This window comes from Bradyrhizobium lablabi, from assembly GCF_018131005.1.
Lineage (GTDB): Bacteria > Pseudomonadota > Alphaproteobacteria > Rhizobiales > Xanthobacteraceae > Bradyrhizobium > Bradyrhizobium lablabi_D.
This window is the reverse complement of record NZ_JAFCJK010000007.1, coordinates 290,972-310,108: the sequence shown is the minus strand read 5'-3', so window position 1 is coordinate 310,108 and position 19,137 is coordinate 290,972. Positions and strand designations below refer to the sequence as shown.

General features: G+C 64.9%; 18 protein-coding genes. 3 read left to right on the top strand and 15 right to left on the bottom strand.

Features of this window, described 5'->3' with window-relative positions; genetic code table 11:
• Positions 1-83 precede the first annotated feature (83 nt).
• From purF to JQ553_RS22925, 11 genes are all read right to left on the bottom strand, one after another.
• On the bottom strand, positions 84-1,616 hold the full coding sequence (gene purF, locus JQ553_RS22970; RefSeq protein ID WP_409363087.1) for an amidophosphoribosyltransferase: 1,533 nt from the start codon (positions 1,614-1,616) through the stop codon (positions 84-86).
• A gap of 27 nt (positions 1,617-1,643) precedes the next feature.
• Positions 1,644-2,273, bottom strand: coding sequence for a CvpA family protein (locus JQ553_RS22965; protein WP_212502281.1), 630 nt, complete (start codon positions 2,271-2,273; stop codon positions 1,644-1,646).
• 167 nt (positions 2,274-2,440) lie between these two features.
• Complete coding sequence (radA, locus tag JQ553_RS22960; RefSeq protein ID WP_212502280.1) at positions 2,441-3,928, bottom strand: DNA repair protein RadA; 1,488 nt, start codon at positions 3,926-3,928, stop codon at positions 2,441-2,443.
• A gap of 111 nt (positions 3,929-4,039) precedes the next feature.
• Positions 4,040-4,765 carry a sulfite exporter TauE/SafE family protein gene (locus tag JQ553_RS22955; protein ID WP_212502279.1) on the bottom strand — a complete coding sequence of 242 codons (726 nt, stop codon included), beginning with the start codon at positions 4,763-4,765 and terminating at the stop codon, positions 4,040-4,042.
• A 28-nt stretch (positions 4,766-4,793) separates the two neighbouring features.
• The gene (locus JQ553_RS35130) at positions 4,794-6,089 is read right to left on the bottom strand and encodes a methyltransferase (protein ID WP_212502278.1); all 1,296 of its coding nucleotides are present in this window, start codon (positions 6,087-6,089) and stop codon (positions 4,794-4,796) included.
• Positions 6,082-6,462 carry a hypothetical protein gene (locus JQ553_RS22945; protein ID WP_212502277.1) on the bottom strand — a complete coding sequence of 127 codons (381 nt, stop codon included), beginning with the start codon at positions 6,460-6,462 and terminating at the stop codon, positions 6,082-6,084. Before JQ553_RS22945 ends, JQ553_RS35130 begins: the two co-directional genes overlap by 8 nt.
• Before the next feature lie 937 nt (positions 6,463-7,399).
• Positions 7,400-8,170 (bottom strand): exodeoxyribonuclease III, encoded by a 771-nt coding sequence (locus JQ553_RS22940; RefSeq protein ID WP_212502276.1) that lies wholly within the window; start codon positions 8,168-8,170, stop codon positions 7,400-7,402.
• A gap of 30 nt (positions 8,171-8,200) precedes the next feature.
• Positions 8,201-9,424 (bottom strand): alanine racemase, encoded by a 1,224-nt coding sequence (gene alr, locus JQ553_RS22935; protein ID WP_212502275.1) that lies wholly within the window; start codon positions 9,422-9,424, stop codon positions 8,201-8,203.
• A 48-nt stretch (positions 9,425-9,472) separates the two neighbouring features.
• Complete coding sequence (locus JQ553_RS22930; protein ID WP_212502274.1) at positions 9,473-10,978, bottom strand: replicative DNA helicase; 1,506 nt, start codon at positions 10,976-10,978, stop codon at positions 9,473-9,475.
• Between the two features lie 299 nt (positions 10,979-11,277).
• Positions 11,278-11,400, bottom strand: a complete 123-nt coding sequence (locus JQ553_RS34960) for a hypothetical protein (protein WP_283817283.1) — start codon at positions 11,398-11,400, stop codon at positions 11,278-11,280.
• Between the two features lie 363 nt (positions 11,401-11,763).
• Complete coding sequence (locus JQ553_RS22925; RefSeq protein ID WP_212502273.1) at positions 11,764-13,017, bottom strand: cyclopropane-fatty-acyl-phospholipid synthase family protein; 1,254 nt, start codon at positions 13,015-13,017, stop codon at positions 11,764-11,766.
• Between the two features lie 469 nt (positions 13,018-13,486).
• Between JQ553_RS22925 and JQ553_RS22920 the strand changes: the two genes are divergently transcribed.
• The gene (locus JQ553_RS22920) at positions 13,487-14,350 is read left to right on the top strand and encodes a hypothetical protein (RefSeq protein WP_312015188.1); all 864 of its coding nucleotides are present in this window, start codon (positions 13,487-13,489) and stop codon (positions 14,348-14,350) included.
• Positions 14,351-14,462: 112 nt separating this feature from the next.
• Here the strand turns inward: JQ553_RS22920 and rplI are convergent, their stop codons facing one another.
• The 4 genes from rplI to rpsF form a co-directional block, all read right to left on the bottom strand.
• On the bottom strand, positions 14,463-15,062 hold the full coding sequence (rplI, locus tag JQ553_RS22915; RefSeq protein WP_212502271.1) for a 50S ribosomal protein L9: 600 nt from the start codon (positions 15,060-15,062) through the stop codon (positions 14,463-14,465).
• 49 nt (positions 15,063-15,111) lie between these two features.
• Positions 15,112-16,083 carry a DUF2232 domain-containing protein gene (locus JQ553_RS22910; RefSeq protein ID WP_212502270.1) on the bottom strand — a complete coding sequence of 324 codons (972 nt, stop codon included), beginning with the start codon at positions 16,081-16,083 and terminating at the stop codon, positions 15,112-15,114.
• 123 nt (positions 16,084-16,206) lie between these two features.
• The gene (gene rpsR, locus JQ553_RS22905) at positions 16,207-16,446 is read right to left on the bottom strand and encodes a 30S ribosomal protein S18 (RefSeq protein WP_007592020.1); all 240 of its coding nucleotides are present in this window, start codon (positions 16,444-16,446) and stop codon (positions 16,207-16,209) included.
• 5 nt (positions 16,447-16,451) lie between these two features.
• Positions 16,452-16,925, bottom strand: coding sequence for a 30S ribosomal protein S6 (rpsF, locus tag JQ553_RS22900; protein ID WP_212502269.1), 474 nt, complete (start codon positions 16,923-16,925; stop codon positions 16,452-16,454).
• A 344-nt stretch (positions 16,926-17,269) separates the two neighbouring features.
• Here rpsF and JQ553_RS22895 point away from each other — a divergent pair, with 344 nt between their 5' ends.
• Both JQ553_RS22895 and JQ553_RS22890 read left to right on the top strand, forming a co-directional pair.
• Positions 17,270-17,980, top strand: a complete 711-nt coding sequence (locus tag JQ553_RS22895; RefSeq protein ID WP_312015187.1) for a TetR/AcrR family transcriptional regulator C-terminal domain-containing protein — start codon at positions 17,270-17,272, stop codon at positions 17,978-17,980.
• The gene (locus JQ553_RS22890) at positions 17,977-19,002 is read left to right on the top strand and encodes a fatty acid desaturase family protein (RefSeq protein WP_212502268.1); all 1,026 of its coding nucleotides are present in this window, start codon (positions 17,977-17,979) and stop codon (positions 19,000-19,002) included. Before JQ553_RS22895 ends, JQ553_RS22890 begins: the two co-directional genes overlap by 4 nt.
• Positions 19,003-19,137 lie beyond the last annotated feature (135 nt).

The window sequence follows — 19,137 nt, the reverse complement described above, 5'->3', positions numbered from 1 at the left end:
GTCCGCGTCTTTGCGGCGGGTATTACAGACAGAAATGGCCGGGACAAGCCCGGCCATCGCCAAAATCGAGTTGTGTTGGAGCCTCAGCTCGCTTCCGCCAGCAGCGAGAGCTGTCGCGGCTGCGGCTCGACCTGGGTCTGGTCGGTGAGGTGGGTCGGATAGACGCCGGTGAAACAGTGGTCGGAGAATTTCGGATTCGCCGGGTCGCGGCCGGGATAGCCCATCGCGCGGTACATTCCGTCGATCGAAAGGAAGGCGAGCGAGTCCGCGCCGATGATGTCGCGCATCTCCTCGACCGAATGCGTGGCCGCGAGCAGGCCACCGCGATCGGGCAGGTCGATGCCGTAATAGTCGGGATAGAGGATCGGCGGCGAGGCCAGGCGGAAGTGCACTTCGCGGGCGCCGGCGTCGCGCATCATGCGCACGATCTTCTTCGAGGTGGTGCCGCGCACGAGCGAGTCGTCGATCAGGATGATGCGCTTGCCCTCGATCGCGGCGCGGTTCGCCGAGTGCTTCATGCGCACGCCGAGCTCGCGCACGCTCTGGGTCGGCTGAATGAAGGTGCGGCCGACATAGTGATTGCGGATGATCCCGAGTTCGAACGGCACGCCGGAATACTGGCTGTAGCCGACGGCGGCGGGCACGCCGGAGTCCGGCACCGGCACCACGACATCGATCTCGGGATGGCTCTCGCGCGCGAGTTCAGCGCCGAACGCCTTGCGGACATCGTAGACCGAACGGCCGCCGACGATTGAGTCCGGCCGCGAGAAGTAGATGTACTCGAAGATACAGGGCCGCGGCGGCTTCGGCGGGAACGGCTTGTGGCTATGCGCACCATTCTCGTCGAATACGATGATCTCGCCCGGCTCGATGTCGCGGACATATCTGGCGCCGATCATGTCGAGCGCGCAGGTCTCCGACGTCAGGATCGGGCGGCCGTCGAGATCGCCGAGCACGAGCGGGCGGATGCCGAGCGGATCGCGCGCGCCGATCAGCTTCTTGTTGGTCAGCGCGACCAGCGCATAGGCGCCTTCGATCTGGCGCAGCGCCTCGATGAAGCGGTCGATGAAGCGAGGGCGCTTGGACTGCGCCACCAGATGCAGGATCACTTCGGTGTCGGTGGTCGACTGCATCATTGCGCCGCCCTTCACGAGTTCGTGGCGCAGCGTCAGGGCGTTGGTGAGGTTGCCGTTGTGGCCGACTGCAAAGCCACCGGCGCTGAGCTCGGCGAACAAGGGCTGCACATTGCGCAGGATGGTCCCGCCGGTCGTGGAGTAGCGGACATGGCCGACCGCGGCATTGCCGGGCAACCGTTCGATCACCTCGCGGCGGGAGAAGGTGTCGCCGACCAGGCCGAGGCGGCGTTCACTGTGGAAGCGGCTGCCGTCGAAGGTGACGATGCCGGCGGCCTCCTGGCCGCGGTGTTGGAGGGCGTGTAATCCCAGCGCGGTGATCGCGGCGGCTTCGGAGTGGCCGAAGACGCCGAACACGCCGCATTCCTCGCGCAGCGTGTCGCCATCGAGATCGGGGTGTCGGAGATCATCCTGCAATTCGATCGGGCCGAGGTCGAGATCGATCTGGTCGGCGTGATCGGAAGGGGTTTGCATCTCGTTCATCGCCTCTCGTTAGGGACCACAAAAGAGTCAGCGGCCCGCGGGTTTCTCGATCAGCTTTTTAAGGCCGTCACGCGCAGGTTTACTGTAGCCATCGCCGGATGCAGGAGCCGCCTGGTCGGTGTCCGCCTGGTCCTCGTCCGGCTTATTCTTCTTGAATTTCTTTAAGATGGTGTTCTCGGGGTCGTCAGGCAAGAGCGACATCAGCCAATCCCCGGTTCCTTGCAGCACCAGGCGGGATTTCGCTCCCGTCACCCAATCGGGGCGCTGCTTGTCCGGGACGAGCCAGGTGAAGAACAGGAAGGCCACGACCACGATCAGCAGGCCGCGGGCGAGCCCGAACAGGAAGCCGAGCGTGCGGTCGAGCGCACCGATTCGGGAATCCAGGATCATGTCGGAGATCCGCACCGTGATCACGGAGACCACGATCAGCGTGCCGATGAAGGTGCCGGCGACGACAGCCACCGCCGCGACCGTGTCGTTATTGAAATAAGTCTTCGCGGTCGGCAGCAGCTTCGAGAAAGCATAGAGCGTCACCAGCGCCGCGGCGCCCCATGCTGCGATCGACAGGATCTCGCGCATGAAACCGCGCACCATCGCAAGCAGGCCCGAGATCAGCATCACCCCGAGCAGGACGAGATCGAGTATCGTTATCGGCATCGGCTGGTCAGGTCCGCTGGTCTGGCTACGGTCTCACGGGCACCGGCGAATCGGCGTTTCGGTGCCGCTTCTAGCTGAGGGGCACCGGGGGCCTTCGGCAAGGCCGGAAAACACCCTGTCCCGCGCGCCGGATGTATAGCGGCGAGGGCCTGATACGTCACGCCGCTTTAGCCGTTCTCGCGACGGAATCGGGCCGGTGTGGCATTTTTCTCAGTCGCCTCGCCGTCCGGTGGAACGCCCCGGTTTCCCCGTGGAGTACCCCGGTCGCGGTCGCCTCGTGGCACACCGCGTGCGGCGATTTCGGCGACCAGGGTTGTCAGATTGCCGACACTGCTCAGGCCGAGTCCGGCATCGCCGCTGGCCTCGCCACGGGCTGATTCGGGCAGGATGGCGCGACCAAAGCCCAGTTTGGCGGCCTCCTTCAGCCGGGCCGGGGTCTGCGCCACCGGCCGGACCGCACCGGAGAGCGAAACCTCGCCGAAATAGACCGCATCGGTCGGCAGCGGCGCGTTCACCAGCGACGACACAAGCGCCGCGGCCGCAGCGAGGTCCGCAGCCGGTTCCTGGATGCGCAACCCGCCGGCGACGTTGAGGTAGACGTCATGGCCGGAGAGTTTCACCCCGCAATGGGCCTCCAGCACCGCCAGCACCATCGACAGCCGACTCGGGTCCCAGCCCACCACGGCGCGGCGAGGCGTCCCGAGCGAGGTCGGCGCCACCAGCGCCTGCAACTCGACCAGTACGGGGCGCGTGCCCTCGATGCCGGCAAACACCGCCGTCCCCGGACTGCCGAGATCGCGTTCGGACAGGAACAATTCGGAAGGGTTGGTGACCTCGCGCAGGCCGAGCCCGGTCATCTCGAACACGCCGATCTCATCGGTCGCGCCGAAGCGGTTCTTCACCGAGCGCAAGATTCGGAATTGCTGCGAGCCTTCGCCCTCGAACGACAGCACCGCATCGACCATGTGCTCGACCACGCGCGGCCCCGCGATCTGCCCGTCCTTCGTCACGTGGCCGACGAGGATGATCGCGGCGCCGGTCTTCTTGGCGAAACGAATCAGGGCCTGCGCGGAGGCGCGAACCTGGGTCACCGTGCCCGGCGCTGATTCCACCGTGTCGGTCCACATGGTCTGGATCGAGTCGATCACGATCAGGCGAGGGACCGCGCCTTCCGACAGCGTCGAGACGATGTCCTCGACCGAGGTCTCGGAGGCGAGTTGCACCGGCGCATCCGCAAGCCCGAGCCGCTCGGCGCGCAGCCTCACCTGCGCCACCGCCTCTTCGCCTGATATGTAGACCGCGCGATGCCCGGCGCGCGCCATCATGCTTGTCGCTTGCGTCAGCAGCGTCGATTTGCCGATGCCGGGATCGCCGCCGACCAGCAGCACCGAGCCGCGCACGAAACCGCCGCCGGTGACGCGGTCGAGCTCGGCCATTCCCGAGGACAGCCGCGGCGCGTCCTGCGTCTTGCCGGACAGTGATTCCAGCGCAAACGTCCGGCCCTTGCGCTTGGAGCGGATCGACACGGGCACCGAGCCCGATGTGTCCTCCTCGGCCAGCGTGTTCCACTCGCCGCAGGAATCGCACTTGCCCTGCCAGCGATTATACGCCGCGCCGCAATTCTGGCAGACAAAGGAGAGGGTCGATTTGGGCATGGAGGAGAGTTCGACAATCCCTGCGAATCCGAATCCTGCATAGCACGGAATGACAGACGGCACGGAGCCTTCGCCTTGCCGCCCGCGGACTTGGCGAGTACAGCCAAGGTCTCACGACGTCACAGCCGACCACAGCAGCGAAACACCCGCTGCCAGCATGATGGCGTCCATCAACAGGCGGAACGACTCGGGTCTCAGACGCAGCACGAAGCGCTTTGCGATGAAGGCGCCGACCATCAGCGATGATCCCGCGATCAGGCCCTTCAGCGCGACTGCTGCGGTCAGCGCGCCGAAGCGTTCGAAGGTCACCGATTTGCTCAGGTAAAGCCCGAGCGAGCTCGCCGCCTCGGTGGCGAGGAACGCACCCTTGCTGAGACCATAGAACAGGAACAGCGGGACGCTGAGCGGCCCGGTCGAAACCACGATGCCGGTGAGATAGCCGATCACTGCTCCGCCGAGCATGAGGTGCCAGAGATTGGCTTTCAAGCGATGCCGCGCGAGCCAGTGCCCGACCGGCACCATCGCGATCAGGAAGACGCCGATCGCGACGTCGACCGCGCGCGAAGGCAGCGCCAGCAGCGTGCGCGCACCGAGCGCCGCGGCCGGAATGCCCGTGATTGAATAGGCCGCGCAGGCGCGCCAGTCGACCTCGCGCCACCAGGCGAGAATGCGCGAAAGGTTCGCCATCACCGACGCCACCGCCATGATCGGCACCGCCTGCTTGGGCCCGAACTGATAGACCAGCACCGGCATCAGCATGATCGACGAGCCGGTGCCGACGATGCCCGAGATGGTGCCGGCGATCAGGCCGACGGTGAGGACGAAGATGTAGCCCAACTCACTGTTCCCGGTGCAGCCGGTTGCGTCACGACCGCGACCATAGCGCAAGGCGCGTGTTCAGGCGTCGCAACGGGACGAGAAAGGTGACGAGTTCCACAAGATGGTTGGCGCCCGGGAGACGCATCATCCAGCCGATAAAGGCCGGTATTCCGCCGAGATGCTCGAGCGCACGTCCGAACGCGGCAATTCCGACCGCGTCGAGATCGGGATCGCTGCTGACATAGACAATCCGCTGGCGCAGCACCGATGGCCGTGACGGCGCCATCTCGATCTTCAGTCCATCGGCGACATGCCGCATCAGCCAGGCCAGCGCCCTGGAGTCTCGACCGGAGTCCGGGAAGCGCAATGTCGCGGTGCGGGAGATGTAGGGGCGCGCGCGAAATCGCCAGTCGCGCACTTCGGCGCGATAGCGCGCCCAGTCCTCGGGCATCGCCAACGCGATGTGCACGCGATTGTACCAGGACGCGAACACGCTATCGAAGATCAGGAACATCGCCGGCAGCAGCCACGCCGCGGCGGATGCGGTGAGAATGGCGAGCGCCGCCATCACCAGCGCCGACGTCAGTTGCATGGGATTGGCGATCGAGGCATAGGGGCCGCTCGTCACCACGCGTTTCGGCGGATCGTAAGGCACCGGCGTGCCCCGGCCGACCAGCGCGAATTCGTGCGCGGCAGCCCAGCCGATCAAGAGCGACGGCAGGCCGATGATCAGCGCAATCGTCCATCGCAACGGGGAGGCGTTCGTGAGCGTCCCGATATAGTCGCGTCCTTCCCAGGCCAGGACACAGGCCGGGAGAACAAGCAGCATATAGCCGCCCCACGCAAGGGCGTGGAAACAGGTGCGCAGCACAGGGTGTCGATCGGCCTCCGTCAGGCGGGCCAGCACGAGCGCGGGGACAAGCACAAGCAGCACCGCGACGATTTCGCCGATCCACCAGTATTCGCCGAGCACGACCAGCGGAGCGAGGCGGGGCATGAAGACGATGTCGGCAATCACCATTGCGGTAAGGATGAGCAGCGTCGGCAGCTTGCGCGAGAGCAGCACCGCAAGCGGTCCCCACCACAGCGCCCAGCCGATCCAGAGATCGATCGGCAGGCCGAGCACGGATGCATCGTCGGCCTGAAAGCGCCACCAGCCGAGGCGCTGTGCGACGAGATTGAGAAGAAGCAGGGCCGGAAGCTGCCAGAGCCCGGCCAGCATCGCCGCCGTTGCCTGCCGCGGCGTCGAGCGCACGACGATCAGGAGCAACATCGTTGCCACGGCCGGTCCAAGCAGTAGTGCGACCCGGGCAGCCGCGACGATGTGCTCGGCATCAGCCACGCTGGTTGCCCTCGTACAACGTTCCAATCGCGACCGAGGCCGCAAGCAGCACCGGCACGAGAAGAATCATCGGCGCAAGCCATACACCCGACAGGGTGCCGATGGCGCAGCCCGCGACCGTCAGCCGCTTGGCCAGCCGCGAAATCAGGGCAGGCGGGTCGGGTGCGAATGCGAGTGTAATTCCGAGCAGAGCCGGGAAGATGATCAGCAGCGCCAGGCGTTCGATCGGCCAGACCCCAAGGTGCAGTGTCAGCGAGATAGCAGCGCATGCAATGACAAGCAGGGCGATGCCGCGCGCCCAAGACTCGCGCCACTGCGGCTTTAGTGGCAGGGAGCCGTAGGGATAGTCCGGGCCTGTGTGCGCCGTTCGCATGTCGAGGACGCCTCCTCTCGGCGACCCTAACTGCAAACTCGTAAAGAATCTTGCATTGCCTCGCCCGATCTCAAAGGCGTTTCCCCAACATGAGGGGACTCTATGGTGGAACGTTCAATACCCGGCGACGGCCGGCCCGCCGAACCGGTAGTTGACCGGCGCCGTTACCATGTCCACGTCGGCGCGTGAAACTCGCTGCCGCGGAGGCACTGATTTGCCCGACGCCGCAAGTGCCGAGGCGAAAAATATTTCTGTTTTTCCGAAATGCAAATCAGTCTATGAATCCGCCCGTCTCACCCGATCGAGGGGCGCTTCGCGATCGTCACGAGCGTTGGGTCGAGATGCGGTGGCCGCCGCGGCACACGAGACGAACGTGCCAGGGCGGACGGTGAAATCGTGTGGTCTTGCCGCCCCGACGCAGGTGGCAAGTTCGCGAGAGGCCAATGCCTCTTGCGGACGACGGTGACAACCAAGCCCGGTCTCGCCGGAGAGAGCACGTATAAGCCGTAAAACCATCGCGCAGGGAATGCCGGACTGCCTCCGCTGAACCTGTATGCTCGTGTGTGTATCTTTCTGCTTTTGCACACGAGACCGCGGGTGCAGCGCGCACCCGGCATTCCCTGCGCCCCCTCCATTTCGGGAGAGGGCGGAAAGAGACGCAAAGCTCGGGCGGATCGTGCCGCGAGAATGCAAACTCGCATCCTCATCGCCGTCTGAAAACTGAATCGGACTCTAGCCCCATCATTGCGAGGAGCTCGCGACAAATTGCAAAGGCAATTTGCGCTGGAGCGACGAAACAATCCATGCCTTCGCTTGCAGGGCAATGGATTGCTTCGTGGAGCCTGTCATCGGGCGCGCATTCGCGCAACCCGGTGGCTCGCAATGACAGCCGAGGACAGCGGACGCGGTTCGACAGGAGCAAAAAACGCTTTGCCCATCACTTCAACACCACCCACGCCGGCGCATGGTCGCTGGCGCCGTCCTCGCCGCGGATATCGCGGTCCACGCCGGCCTTGGTCAGCCGTTGCGCAAGCGCGGGGCTGAGCAGCAAATGATCGAGCCGCAAGCCGGCATCGCGCGGCCAGCGGTTGCGCTTGTAGTCCCAGAAGGTGAACATCGGCGTTTTGGGATGCAGGGTTCGGATCGCGTCGCACCAGCCTTGTTCGACCAGCGCCTTGAACGCGGCTCGGCTCTTCGGCTGGATCAGCGCGTCCTTGTCCCAGGAGCGCGTCGGGTAGATGTCGAGCTGCGTCGGCGCGACGTTGTAGTCGCCGGCGAGCACGACCGGGACATCCTGCTTAAGCAGCTTCGCCGAGTGCGCGCGCAGCCGCTTGAACCAGGCGAGCTTGTAGTCGAATTTCGGTCCAGGCTGCGGATTGCCGTTCGGCAAATAAAGGCTGGTGACGACAACGCCGCGCACGGCGGCTTCGATGTAGCGCGCCTCGTGATCGCCGGCGTCGCCGGGCAGGGCGGTGCGGATCAGGACCGGCTCGGCGTTGCGTGCGAGGATCGCGACTCCGTTCCACGTCTTCTGTCCACGCCATACTGCGCCGTAGCCGGCCTTCTCGAGCACAGGAAGCGGAAACTCGGCATCGCTTGCCTTCAACTCCTGCAGGCTGACGACATCGGGCTTGGCCGCGCGAAGCCAGCGCAAGAGGTTCGGCAGCCGGCGATTGATGTTGTTGATGTTGAAGGTCGCGATCTTCATGCGTGCAGGCGACCGCGGAGGCGGACGTCGTCAGCTCGACGCCGCCGCAGGCTCGGCCGGCGGCGAGGGGAGAGCGACGGGATCGACAACGGCGTTGCCGCCCTTGTAGACCCGCGCGAAGCGGCGGCCGAGGCTGGTCAGCACCTCGTAGCCGATGGTGCCGAAATGATGCGCGAGTTCATCGACGGTGATGCCTTCGCCGATCAGCGTCGCCATGTGACCGCGGCGCACCGCGCTCTTGTCGAGGTCGGTGACGTCGACCGCGATCAGGTCCATCGAGACGCGGCCGGCGATCGGGCAGCGCTTGCCGGCGACGACGACTTCGGCGCCACGGGTGCCGTCGTTGGAGCTGGCCGCGCGGAAATAACCGTCGGCATAGCCGGCGGAGACGATTGCGAGCCGGGTCGGCCGCCGCGCGGTCCAGGTGCCGCCGTAGCCGACGGTCTCGCCGCGCTCGATGTTGCGAATCCGCACGATGCGCGCCTTGAGCTCGACCACCTGCTGCATCGGATTGTCGGCTTCCGGCGTCGGGTTGACGCCATAGAGCGCAGCCCCCGGTCGAACCATGTCGAACTGGAATGGTGCTCCCAGATAGACGCCGGAGGAGTTCGCCAGCGAGGCGGGCACGCCCGTGAACAGGCTTGCGATCTCACGGAACGTCGAAAGCTGCCTGGCATTCGCGGGATTGTTGAGCAACTCTGCGGAGGCGAGGTGGCTCATGACGAGCGTGATGCCGTGGTCGCCCGCATTGATGCGCGGGATGATGCCCTGCGCCTCGCTGACCGTGAGCCCGAGCCGGTTCAGGCCGGTGTCGATATGAACAGCGGCGCCGCCGGACCAGCCGGAGCGGCGGCAGAATACGTCCCATTCGGCGAGTTCGTTGAGATCGCCGATCACCGGCTTGCAGTCGATCCTGGCGTAGCTGTCGCCGCTATTCGGAAAGAAGCCGCCGAGCGCGTAGATGGTAGCCTGCGGCGCAGCCGCGCGGACCGCAGCCGCTTCCTCGACGGTCGCGACGAAGAAGGTCCTGCAGCCGGCATTGGCGAGCGCGCGCGTGACCTGTTCGGCCCCGCAGCCATAGGCATTGGCCTTGACCACGGCGGCGCATTCGGCCGGCACTGCCGTCTTCTCGAGCTTGCGCCAGTTGGCGACGATGGCGTCGAGATCGACGGTCAGGATACCGATCGCGGTCGGGGGGGCCGCCAGGTTGGCTTCGGACGAAAGTTGCGATTTCGGGTCAGTCGCGATGTTCATCTCACCGTTTTACGCGGGGGGCTGGGAGCGTTCAACCGCATCACGTCCTCAATAGCCGCGATCCGGAACCTGGCCGTCGGGCGCGAGGTCGCCAAACCGGGTGACGCTTGCCTCGAAGTGCAGTTCGACGGTGCCGGTCGGGCCGTGGCGCTGTTTGCCGATGATGACTTCGGCCTTGCCATGGGCGAGGCCCATCTCCGTCTGCCACTTCTCGTGCTCCGGCGTGCCGGGCCGCGGCTCCTTGTTGGCGAGATAATATTCCTCGCGATAGACGAACATCACGACATCTGCGTCCTGCTCGATCGAGCCGGATTCACGAAGGTCCGAAAGTTGCGGACGCTTGTCGTCGCGGCTTTCGACCTGACGCGAGAGCTGCGACAATGCGATCACGGGGACGTTCAATTCCTTCGCCAGCGCCTTCAGACTGGTGGTGATCTCGGTGATTTCCTGGACGCGGTTGTCGTTGCCGCGCTTGCCCGAGCCCTGCAAGAGCTGGATGTAGTCGATCACGATCAGGTCGAGGCCCTTCTGGCGCTTCAGCCGGCGGGCGCGCGCGGTGAGCTGCGAAATCGACAGGCCGCCGGTCTCGTCGACATAGAAGGGCAGCGACTGCAACTCGATCGAGCAGTCGCGGATCTTCTCGAAATCCATTTCGGTGATGCCGCCGCGGCGGATCGAACTGGAGGGGATGCCGGTGCGCTCGGCGAGAATACGGGTGGCGAGCTGTTCGCCGGACATTTCGCAGGAGAAGAAGCCGACCGCACCGCCGTTGACGGCCTTGATGGTCCCGTCCGCCTGCACCTCGCCCTCATAGGCCCTGGCGATGTTGTAAGCGATATTGGTGGCCAGCGAGGTCTTGCCCATGCCGGGGCGGCCGGCCACGATGATGAGGTCGGAGGGCTGCAGCCCGCCCATCTTGGAGTCGAGGTCGCGCAGGCCGGTCGAGATGCCCGACAGCTTGCCGTCGCGCTGGAACGCCTTGGCCGCCATGTCGACGGCGACCGTGAGCGCCTGCGAAAAGCGCTGGAAGCCGCCGTCATAGCGGCCGGTCTCGGCGAGCGCGTAGAGTTGCCGTTCGGCGTCCTCGATCTGAGCGCGCGGGGCAAAGTCGACCGGCGCGTCGAAGGCGACATTGACGATGTCCTCGCCGATCCGGATCAGATCGCGCCGCAGGCAGAGGTCATAGACGGTGCGGCCGTAGTCCTGGGCGTTGATGATGGTGGTCGCCTCGGCCGCGAGGCGTGCGAGGTACTGGCTGACCGTCATGCCGCCGATGTCCGTATCGGCTGGCAGGAAGGTCTTCAGCGTGACCGGGGTTGCCACCTTGCCCATCCGGATCAGGCTTGCGGCGGTCTCGTAGATTGTCTGGTGCAGTGGCTCAAAGAAGTGTTTCGGCTCCAGAAAGTCGGACACCCGGTAGAACGCATCATTATTGACCAGGATGGCGCCCAGAAGGCTCTGTTCCGCTTCGATGTTGTGCGGTGCACTTCGATAGGCCGGCGTTGCGGCGGCATCGGGCGCGAGCTTGCGGACGTTCGAATCAATCAAGGCCATGGACCAGCTTAGTCTTCTGAATTCGTCGTTGCTGGGATTCTCCCAGTGGGGCGGCGATAAAGCGCCAGGCTGGGGCGAAGCGAAAGGAGGGATGTGCCTTATGCACGATTCACACAATGGCGGGTGTGAATCCGGGAACGAAGGGTGAATTCCGCTTGACGCGGTTCCGCCTGACGCCTGACGCCTGGCGGGGCGCAGGGGCGATCAGCGGTATCGGGCGCAAAGATTCCGGCGCAGGCTGAACCTTTTCGCGGGCCGAAGGACCCATCGAATGGCGAGCGGCTGTTCGCGCCGATTGCTCAGGAGAGAATCAGGAACGCGAGCGCGATCAGGGCGGCCACCACGCCAGTTGCGATCAAGGCATAATCTGTCGCGATATCGCGCTGCGGATCGATCATCGATTGGTGGGGTTCTGGGGCCATCCGGCAGCTCTACGACGGGCTGCGGAAGGCCGGTGTGAAACAGATCACACGTGCCGCACTTTTTTTGCGGCACGGTGGCGGAACGCTTCAGAGGTCACGGGGTTGTTGCTGACCAGAAATGATACGGTGACAATGGCAGAACGGTTTCAGACAGCGCAGGTTTGCCGGTCCCACGGCGTCGATAGAGCGTGGCTGTCGCGGCTCATTGAGGCCATGGAGCAGGCCGCCCGGCCCGAATCGCAAGGGATTCCCTGCGATCCCGCTGTTTTGGCAGCGGTTTCCGCGCATCTGGCGCGGCCCGCGTCGGCCTTTGCCCATTGCGGCTCGGCCTATAGCCTCCGGAACTAGGATATCCCTCTCGATTTACTCGCCAGCGAGCTGCAGCCGGGGTTGGCTCGCACTCTCCTCCCTGAGGCGCAGGCGTGCTTCCTCATGCGTGATGTAATCGCGTGTCATCGGCACGATGCCTTGGCGCTTGGTGAGCTGGAGCTGGAAATTCATCATGTTCTGCTGGCGGAACGACATCTCCGAGGCGGCCAGGTAGAATTCCCACATCCGCGCAAAGCGTTCGTCATAGAGGCGTACCGCTTCTTCGCGCCGCGCCATGAAACGCTCCCGCCATGCCTCGAGCGTCTCTGCGTAGTGAAGACGCAGAATTTCCATGTCGCAGACCAGCAGGCCAGCCTTCTCGATCGCGGGGAGGACTTCCGAAAGTGCCGGGATGTAGCCCCCGGGAAAGATGTATTTCCTGATCCAGGGGCTCGTGAAGTCAGGGCCGGTCGAGCGACCGATCGAATGCAAGACCATGACGCCGTCCTCACCCAGGAGTTCGGCGCAACGTTTGAAGAACGTCTCGTAGAAGGCGACCCCGACATGTTCGAACATGCCGACCGACACGATGCGATCGTAAGGGCCGGGGATATCGCGGTAGTCCTGCAGCAGGAACCTCGCCGATTCCGTGAGGTTCCGTTCAGCGGCGCGGGCGTTGGAAATCTGCAATTGCTCAGTCGACAGCGTCACGCCGGTGACGTCGGCGCCGGTCATATCGGCGAGATAGAGGCCCAGACCGCCCCAACCGGAACCGATGTCGAGAACGCGGTCGCCGGGCCGGATCAGCAGCTTCGCAGCAAGGTGTCGCTTCTTGGCAAGCTGGGCATCGTCCAGCGTCGCGTCCGCTGTCTCGTAGTAGGCGCAGCTGTATTGCTTGTCAGCATCGAGGAACAGGGAATAGAGGCGGCCGTCGAGGTCGTAGTGGTGGGCGACGTTGCTTACGGAACGGCCGCGCCAGTTGAACTGTTGGCTACGGCGACCAAGATAGCGCAGCCACCATTGCGGCCGGGCCCAATTCGGCATCATCTCGGATTGGCCCATCAGAATCGCCAGGACATCGGCGATGCTGCCTTCCTCCACCAGGAAGGTCCCGTCCATGTAGGACTCACCGAGATGGAGTTCGGGATCGAGCAGGATGCGGCGTTCGGCGGACGCCGCGACGAACCGCGCGGCAACCGGACGGCCGGTGCCGTCGCCGCAGGTAAATTTCATTCCGCTCGCGGTCGTGAATGTGATCGAACCGCGCCGGATGAATTGCTGCAGGGAGTAACGCAACAAATGGTCCATCGAAACACCAACGGAGCGGCTACCACCTGACGCACATCGGAACAAATTGTTCCAATGTGTCGCTCATCACACAACGTCTACTAACACCACCTAAGAAGAGTGAAACATCACACAATGTGTGCCTAAAATCACATAAGAGGGATTCCAGGGGGAGACTAATGCGTTGGCGTCAAAGCGGATATTCCCAAATGTGACAATCGGGTGGTTGCGTCATAGATGCGCTTCCATTCGCATGGCAATCGGCTAAAAGGTCACCGCCGCGGCCCGGCGGTCGACCTGGGCGCGGCGATTTTCCGATCCGGAGACGTTAGGTATGTTGAGCCGAGCGCTCAGTCTGGCGACGGTGATGCTTCTGATTGGCTGCTTTTCGGCAGGATCAGCGCAAGCGCAGAACCTCGAGGCCGGTAAGAGCCCTTCCCAGGTTTTCGCCGGTGCCTGTAGCGCCTGCCACAAGAGCCCGCGCGGTCTAATGAAGAGCGTGCCGGCGTCTTCGCTGTCGAGCTTCCTGCGCCAACACTACACGACGTCTCCCGACATGGCGTCGGCGCTTGCCTCCTACCTCATGTCCAACGGCGCCAATGACCCCCGTCACCAGGCCAAGGATCAACGGAAGGGTGCGAGGGGTAGGGCCGGCGATGCCGGTCAGGGGGTCACGGCGGAGCAGCCCGAGGGGCGAGCTCAGCGTCCGGCTGCGGAGGCAGCAAGACCCGATGCCGACGGATTGACGCCGCAGGGTGAGGGGCGTCCTGGCCGTAAGGGCAGGCGCATGGCGCGTCCAAGTGAGTCGTCCGAGGGCGTCAGGCCCGCCGATAGCCAGGCGCCGCAGGCCGAAGGCAAGCCGGTCACCCGGCGGAAGCTGGGTCGGCGCGGTAAGCCGGTCGAGGAGCCGAAGCCTGAGGCCTCGAAGGTTGAAGCCCCGATGTCGGACGAGGCGGCCAAGCGTGAAACGCCGAAGGGCGACGCCAATCCTGAGACGGGCAAGGTCGATTCTCCCGCGAAGGGGGAGGCCAAGACCGAGCCAGACAAGCCCACACAGGCCAAGCCCGCCTCCGATACCGCCAAGATCGATGCGCCAAAGGAGGGCAGCGGCAGCGAGCCGGCAGCGCTGCGGCCAGATCCGATTCCGCAGGTGATGCCGGCCTCTCCGGCGCCGGCGGCCTCTTCGCCGACCGCTCCGGCATCGCCGACGCCGGTGACCAGTGCCCCGGAGCCGGCCCCAAGCCCGGCGGCGGCCGCTTCTCCGGTGCCGACACCAGCTCCGGCCACCGCCGTCGTGCCGCCTCCGCAACCCACTGAACCGGCGCAGCCACCCGAACCGGCGCCCTCCAAATAGTCGTGGTGGGCCGGGCGATGCCGGTCTCGTACCTGTCGCAAGCCTGTTGCACGAATCCAAATCCCGGCCTGATCAGGCCGGGATTTGATCGGTCGCGGCGTTGGCGAAGCGCTTACTTCTCTTCGGCGGTCGGCTCTGGCGCAGCCTCTTCGTGCTGGGCTTCCGGATCGAAGAATTCGCCGGCGGCCGCAAGTGCCTCGGCGGCGGCATCCTGATCTTCCTGACGGGTCGAGATGTCTTCGCCGCGCTTGATGCGGACGGCCTCGTCGGCGCTGCGGGCAACCGTTACGGTGACGCTGGCCTCGACCTCCGGGTGAACCGCGATCGTCACCTTCTGCTGGCCAATCATCTTGATCGGCGAATCCAGCCAAACCTGCGGACGCGAGACGGTGACGCCGTCCGCCGCCAGCGCTGAGACAATGTCGCGGACCGAGACCGAGCCGAACAGCTGGCCGGACTCGGAAGCCTGACGAATAATCACGATGTCGCGGCCGTCGATCTTCTCGGCGACCTTGCTCGCTTCGCCTTTGGCCTTGACGTTGTTGGCCTCGAGCTCGGCCTTCATGCCGTCATACCTGGCGCGGTTCGCTTCGGTGGCGCGCAGCGCCTTGCCGCGCTTCAACAGAAAGTTGCGGGCGAACCCGTCCTTGACGCGCACGATTTCGCCCATCTGGCCAAGCTTGGCGACGCGCTCCAGTAGAATGACTTCCATTTTGTTCTCCTTCGGATGCTGAGTATGGATTGAGTGGTCGGATCGAACTTCAGGATGCGGGCAGCGGCGGCGGCCTGCCGCGCAAATAGCGCTGCCGCAATCCGAACAGGGCGTCGGCGAGGCCGAGCGCGATCATCGCGATGATCGGCCAGCCGAATACGACGACGATGGTGTAGGCGCAGGCCAGCCAGAAGCCGCGGCTGATGAGCGACTGCGTCAGCGTATGCAGGACGGCGAAGCCGACGAAGGCGTAGGCGATCAGCAGCGCCGTCGTCACGATCTGCGCCAGGATGGCAAGGATGCCCCCGACGAAACTGAACCCAACTGCGACCGACAGCGCAACCAGCGTCATCGGCGGCAGCGCGGTGCTGCGCAGGTCGGGCCAGGGCCGACGCAGCCGGCCGGAGGTCTGCGTGACCTTGGCCGCGAGCCACAGGTTCAGCGTCAGCGTGACCATCGCTACGACGGTTGCCGCGACCGGCGCGATCATTACCAGCACGTCGACGAGCCGCTCGATGTCGCCGCCAGCCTGGCCGCCGCTCGGGGTCAGGATCCTGAGCAAGCCGCGTCGCAGCGCGCCGGTGATGGTCTCGGCATCGGTCCCGAGCGTGAGCAGCGTGCCGGCCGTGGTGAGGACGGCGAACGCGGCGACCCAGAGCAGGATGCGGCCGACCGGATACCATTCCAACTGGGGTGGGGCCTGTTCTTCGGTGTCGCCGGACGTCGCGCCGGCGATTGGCCTTCCGAGCAGCGCGAGATGGCCGAGCCACCAGCCGGGCAGGGCAACCATCACGACAAAAGCGATGCAGTAGGGCAAGCCGAAGAGCACGCCCAGCGCTGCGGCCGCGACGATGCCGCCGATGGCCGCCGCAAGCGGCCCCCAGCCGAGCGCAGCCACCATCAATGGCAGCGGCGCAAGGTAGAACAACAGCACCGAGACGAGCGCGCCCGAAATGATCGAGGCGAACATCAGCGCCGACGCAGCGCCGGCCGCAATTGCAATGACGAGTATCGCGATCATCAGCTGTCCCGCTCCTTCCGAGCGGTTAGAGGTGCCCGGTCGAGGACCCCAACCATCGGCGACCGGACGACCCGGAAGCCTTATGAGTGAAACGGCCGGCGGCGCCTCCGCCGGCCGTCGAGATTAGCGAATGACGTAGGGCAACAGACCGAGGAAACGCGCGCGCTTGATGGCGCGGGCGAGTTCACGCTGCTTCTTGGCGGAGACCGCTGTGATGCGGCTCGGCACGATCTTGCCGCGCTCGGAAACGTAGCGCATCAAGAGCTTGGAATCCTTGTAGTCGATCTTCGGCGCATTCGCGCCGGTGAACGGGCAGGACTTGCGGCGACGGAAAAATGGACGGCGGGCGCCAGCTTCAGCCATGATTCTTACTCCTCGGTCGCTGCGTCTTCATCGCGCGGACGGCGCGGGCCACGATCGCCGCGGAAGCCGCCGCCATCGCGATCACGATCGCCACGGAAACCGCCGTCGCGGTCGCCGCGGAAGCCACCGCCGCGATCATCGCGCTCGCGGTCACGGTCGGCCTTGCGCATCATCGCCGACGGGCCTTCCTCATGCTCTTCAACGCGCACGGTGAGATAGCGAATGACGTCTTCGTTGATCCGCTCTTGGCGTTCGATTTCGCTGACGATAGCCGACGGTGCATCGATGTTCATCAGCACGAAATGAGCCTTGCGGTTCTTGTTCATGCGGTAGGTGAGGGAGCGTACGCCCCAGTTCTCGGTCTTGGTGACCTTGCCGCCGCCCTGCTCGACGATTCCCGTCATCTGGGCGGTCAGTTCCTCCACCTGCTGGGTGCTCGCGTCCTGACGCGCGAGAAAGACATGCTCGTAAAGAGGCATGGGTGTCCTTTCCTGGTGTTGGCGCGGTCCTCGGCGACAAGCCCTTCGAGACCTTCGGAAAGGACTCGATGTTGCTCAGAAGGCGGAAGCACGGGACGACGGGCCGACTGGCCCTGCCACATCAAAATCAACAAGTGAATTTGCTGAGACCGTCCGTTCAGCTCCCGGCCGGGGCCCACGGATGGCGCGCTTTATAAGGATTTTCGCCGCGATGGCAAGGGTCGGTTGGCGCCTTGCGCCGGCCGAAACATGGCTTGTGGAACCCGGCGCCAAATCGCCGGTCCGCGCGCGTTTTCAGTTGATTTATTTGTTTGTACAACATACAAATAACTCAGGAGGCGATCGTGCCACCCGAATCTCTGTCCGACCCGGCTGTGACTGATCCAAAGCACGCGGTGCGCGCCACCCGGTCGGCGGGCCGCAAGATGCGTTCCCTGTTGCTCGATGGGGCAAGCCGCCTGTTCAAGGAACGCGGGCTGTCCGGAACATCGATCTCCGATATCGCCGCGGCGGCAGACGCCTTTCCGAGTCAGATCACCTACTATTTCCGGACTAAGGAGGCGCTGTTCGTCGAGGCCGCGTGCCGCGACATGCTTTATCTCGCGCGCGCCACTGAGCAGGCGGCGCTCAAGGCGCACATGCCGCACGAATACACCCGCGCGCTGGCCGAGACGGTGACGGCGACGGATTCGGTCGCCTTCTTCGCGGAAGCCTTGACCCTGACCCGACGCCGCCCAGATCTCGCGCCGCTGGTCGAGCGGACGATCGAGCGCCTGCACAGCGAAGGCGCGCGCGCCTATGCGGGCCAGATCGAGCGCCACGGCTGGCGAACGCTGCGTGCACCAGAGGAGAGTTCGCGGCGATTCTGGGCAGTTGCAATCGGCGTGATCGTCGAAGGGTTCGCCATGGGGCGCGCGCCGGACGAGATGTGCAGCGAACTGCTGCGCGCGCTGGGCGACCAGGCTACCGCTGCGTCGGCGCATGACGAAACGCGTCCGCGCCTGGTCAGCGACCGCGACACTTCACCCTCACCGGACGGGAAGACAAGCTCATGACCGCGCCTCGCATTCGGGCCCGCGATTTCCTGACCGAGGATCAGTTGATCGCCGTTCGCCAGCGCTCGACCTGGAAGGGCATCGCGCTGATCGCCCATGCATGGGGGCTGATACTGGGGGCGATCATGCTCGTCGCCTGGTGGCCCAATCCGTTGACCTATCTGCTCGCCGTCGCGATCATCGGCTCGCGGCAACTCGGGCTTGCGATCCTGATGCATGACGGCGCGCATGGCTGTCTTTCGGCGGACGAAAAGACCAACCTGACCCTGAGCCAATGGTTCTGCGCCTATCCGATCTTTGCCGAGACGCGGGCCTATCGCCGCTATCATCTGCAGCATCACGCGCGCACGCAGCAGGAGGATGATCCCGATCTCGTGCTGTCGGCGCCGTTTCCCATCACGCGCCTCAGCTACCGCCGCAAGTTCTTCCGCGATATCACCGGGCAAACCGGCTATCAGCAGCGCAAGGCGCAACTGCTCAATGCGCTTGGGCCGAAGGAGTGGCCGCTGGCGCGGCGCGCGGTGCATTTTCGGAAGGAACTCGGCCCGCAATGTGTCGCCAATGCTGTGCTGTTCGCGCTGCTTGTCGCTGCCGGCGTGTGGTGGGCCTATCCGCTGCTGTGGCTGGTGCCGCTCCTTACCTGGATGATGGTGATCACCCGCATCCGCAACATCGCCGAGCACGCGGTCGTCCCCGACAGCAACGATCCGCTGCGCAACACCCGCACGACGCGAGCCGGCTTCCTCGAGCGGCTCTTCATCGCGCCGTACTACGTAAACTACCACCTCGAGCATCATTTGCTGTTCTACGTGCCCTGTTACAATCTGCCACGCGTGCATCGCATCCTCAGCGAAAGCCGGCACGCCGGCCGCATGGAAGTGCAGCCGAACTATCTGGCGGTGCTCCGGGTCGCGACCGGCAGGCCCGACCACGAGGACCGTCCGGGACAGCTTGTCAGCAGTGTCCGGCGCTCGCGGGCCGGCGCCGAAGTGGGCGCCGACCAGAGGGCGGGCGGGTTCTAGAAGCCCACAGGCTCTGCCGAGTTCCGCGACGACGCTTGACATGGCCTGCATCGGTGTCTTACGGCCGATCCAAGGTATATGGGACCGCCGGACGCTTTCGCGCGACGCGGAGGTCGCTTTTTTCCCGTGCAACAA

Coding starts and splice junctions, on each gene's coding strand:
- purF (WP_409363087.1), bottom strand. CDS start 1,616: ATGAACGAGATGCAAACCCCTTCCGATCACGCCGACCAGATCGATCTC.
- JQ553_RS22965 (WP_212502281.1), bottom strand. CDS start 2,273: ATGCCGATAACGATACTCGATCTCGTCCTGCTCGGGGTGATGCTGATC.
- radA (WP_212502280.1), bottom strand. CDS start 3,928: ATGCCCAAATCGACCCTCTCCTTTGTCTGCCAGAATTGCGGCGCGGCG.
- JQ553_RS22945 (WP_212502277.1), bottom strand. CDS start 6,462: ATGCGAACGGCGCACACAGGCCCGGACTATCCCTACGGCTCCCTGCCA.
- JQ553_RS22940 (WP_212502276.1), bottom strand. CDS start 8,170: ATGAAGATCGCGACCTTCAACATCAACAACATCAATCGCCGGCTGCCG.
- alr (WP_212502275.1), bottom strand. CDS start 9,424: ATGAACATCGCGACTGACCCGAAATCGCAACTTTCGTCCGAAGCCAAC.
- JQ553_RS22930 (WP_212502274.1), bottom strand. CDS start 10,978: ATGGCCTTGATTGATTCGAACGTCCGCAAGCTCGCGCCCGATGCCGCC.
- JQ553_RS34960 (WP_283817283.1), bottom strand. CDS start 11,400: ATGGCCCCAGAACCCCACCAATCGATGATCGATCCGCAGCGCGATATC.
- JQ553_RS22925 (WP_212502273.1), bottom strand. CDS start 13,017: ATGGACCATTTGTTGCGTTACTCCCTGCAGCAATTCATCCGGCGCGGT.
- JQ553_RS22920 (WP_312015188.1), top strand. CDS start 13,487: ATGAAGAGCGTGCCGGCGTCTTCGCTGTCGAGCTTCCTGCGCCAACAC.
- rplI (WP_212502271.1), bottom strand. CDS start 15,062: ATGGAAGTCATTCTACTGGAGCGCGTCGCCAAGCTTGGCCAGATGGGC.
- JQ553_RS22910 (WP_212502270.1), bottom strand. CDS start 16,083: ATGATCGCGATACTCGTCATTGCAATTGCGGCCGGCGCTGCGTCGGCG.
- rpsR (WP_007592020.1), bottom strand. CDS start 16,446: ATGGCTGAAGCTGGCGCCCGCCGTCCATTTTTCCGTCGCCGCAAGTCC.
- rpsF (WP_212502269.1), bottom strand. CDS start 16,925: ATGCCTCTTTACGAGCATGTCTTTCTCGCGCGTCAGGACGCGAGCACC.
- JQ553_RS22890 (WP_212502268.1), top strand. CDS start 17,977: ATGACCGCGCCTCGCATTCGGGCCCGCGATTTCCTGACCGAGGATCAG.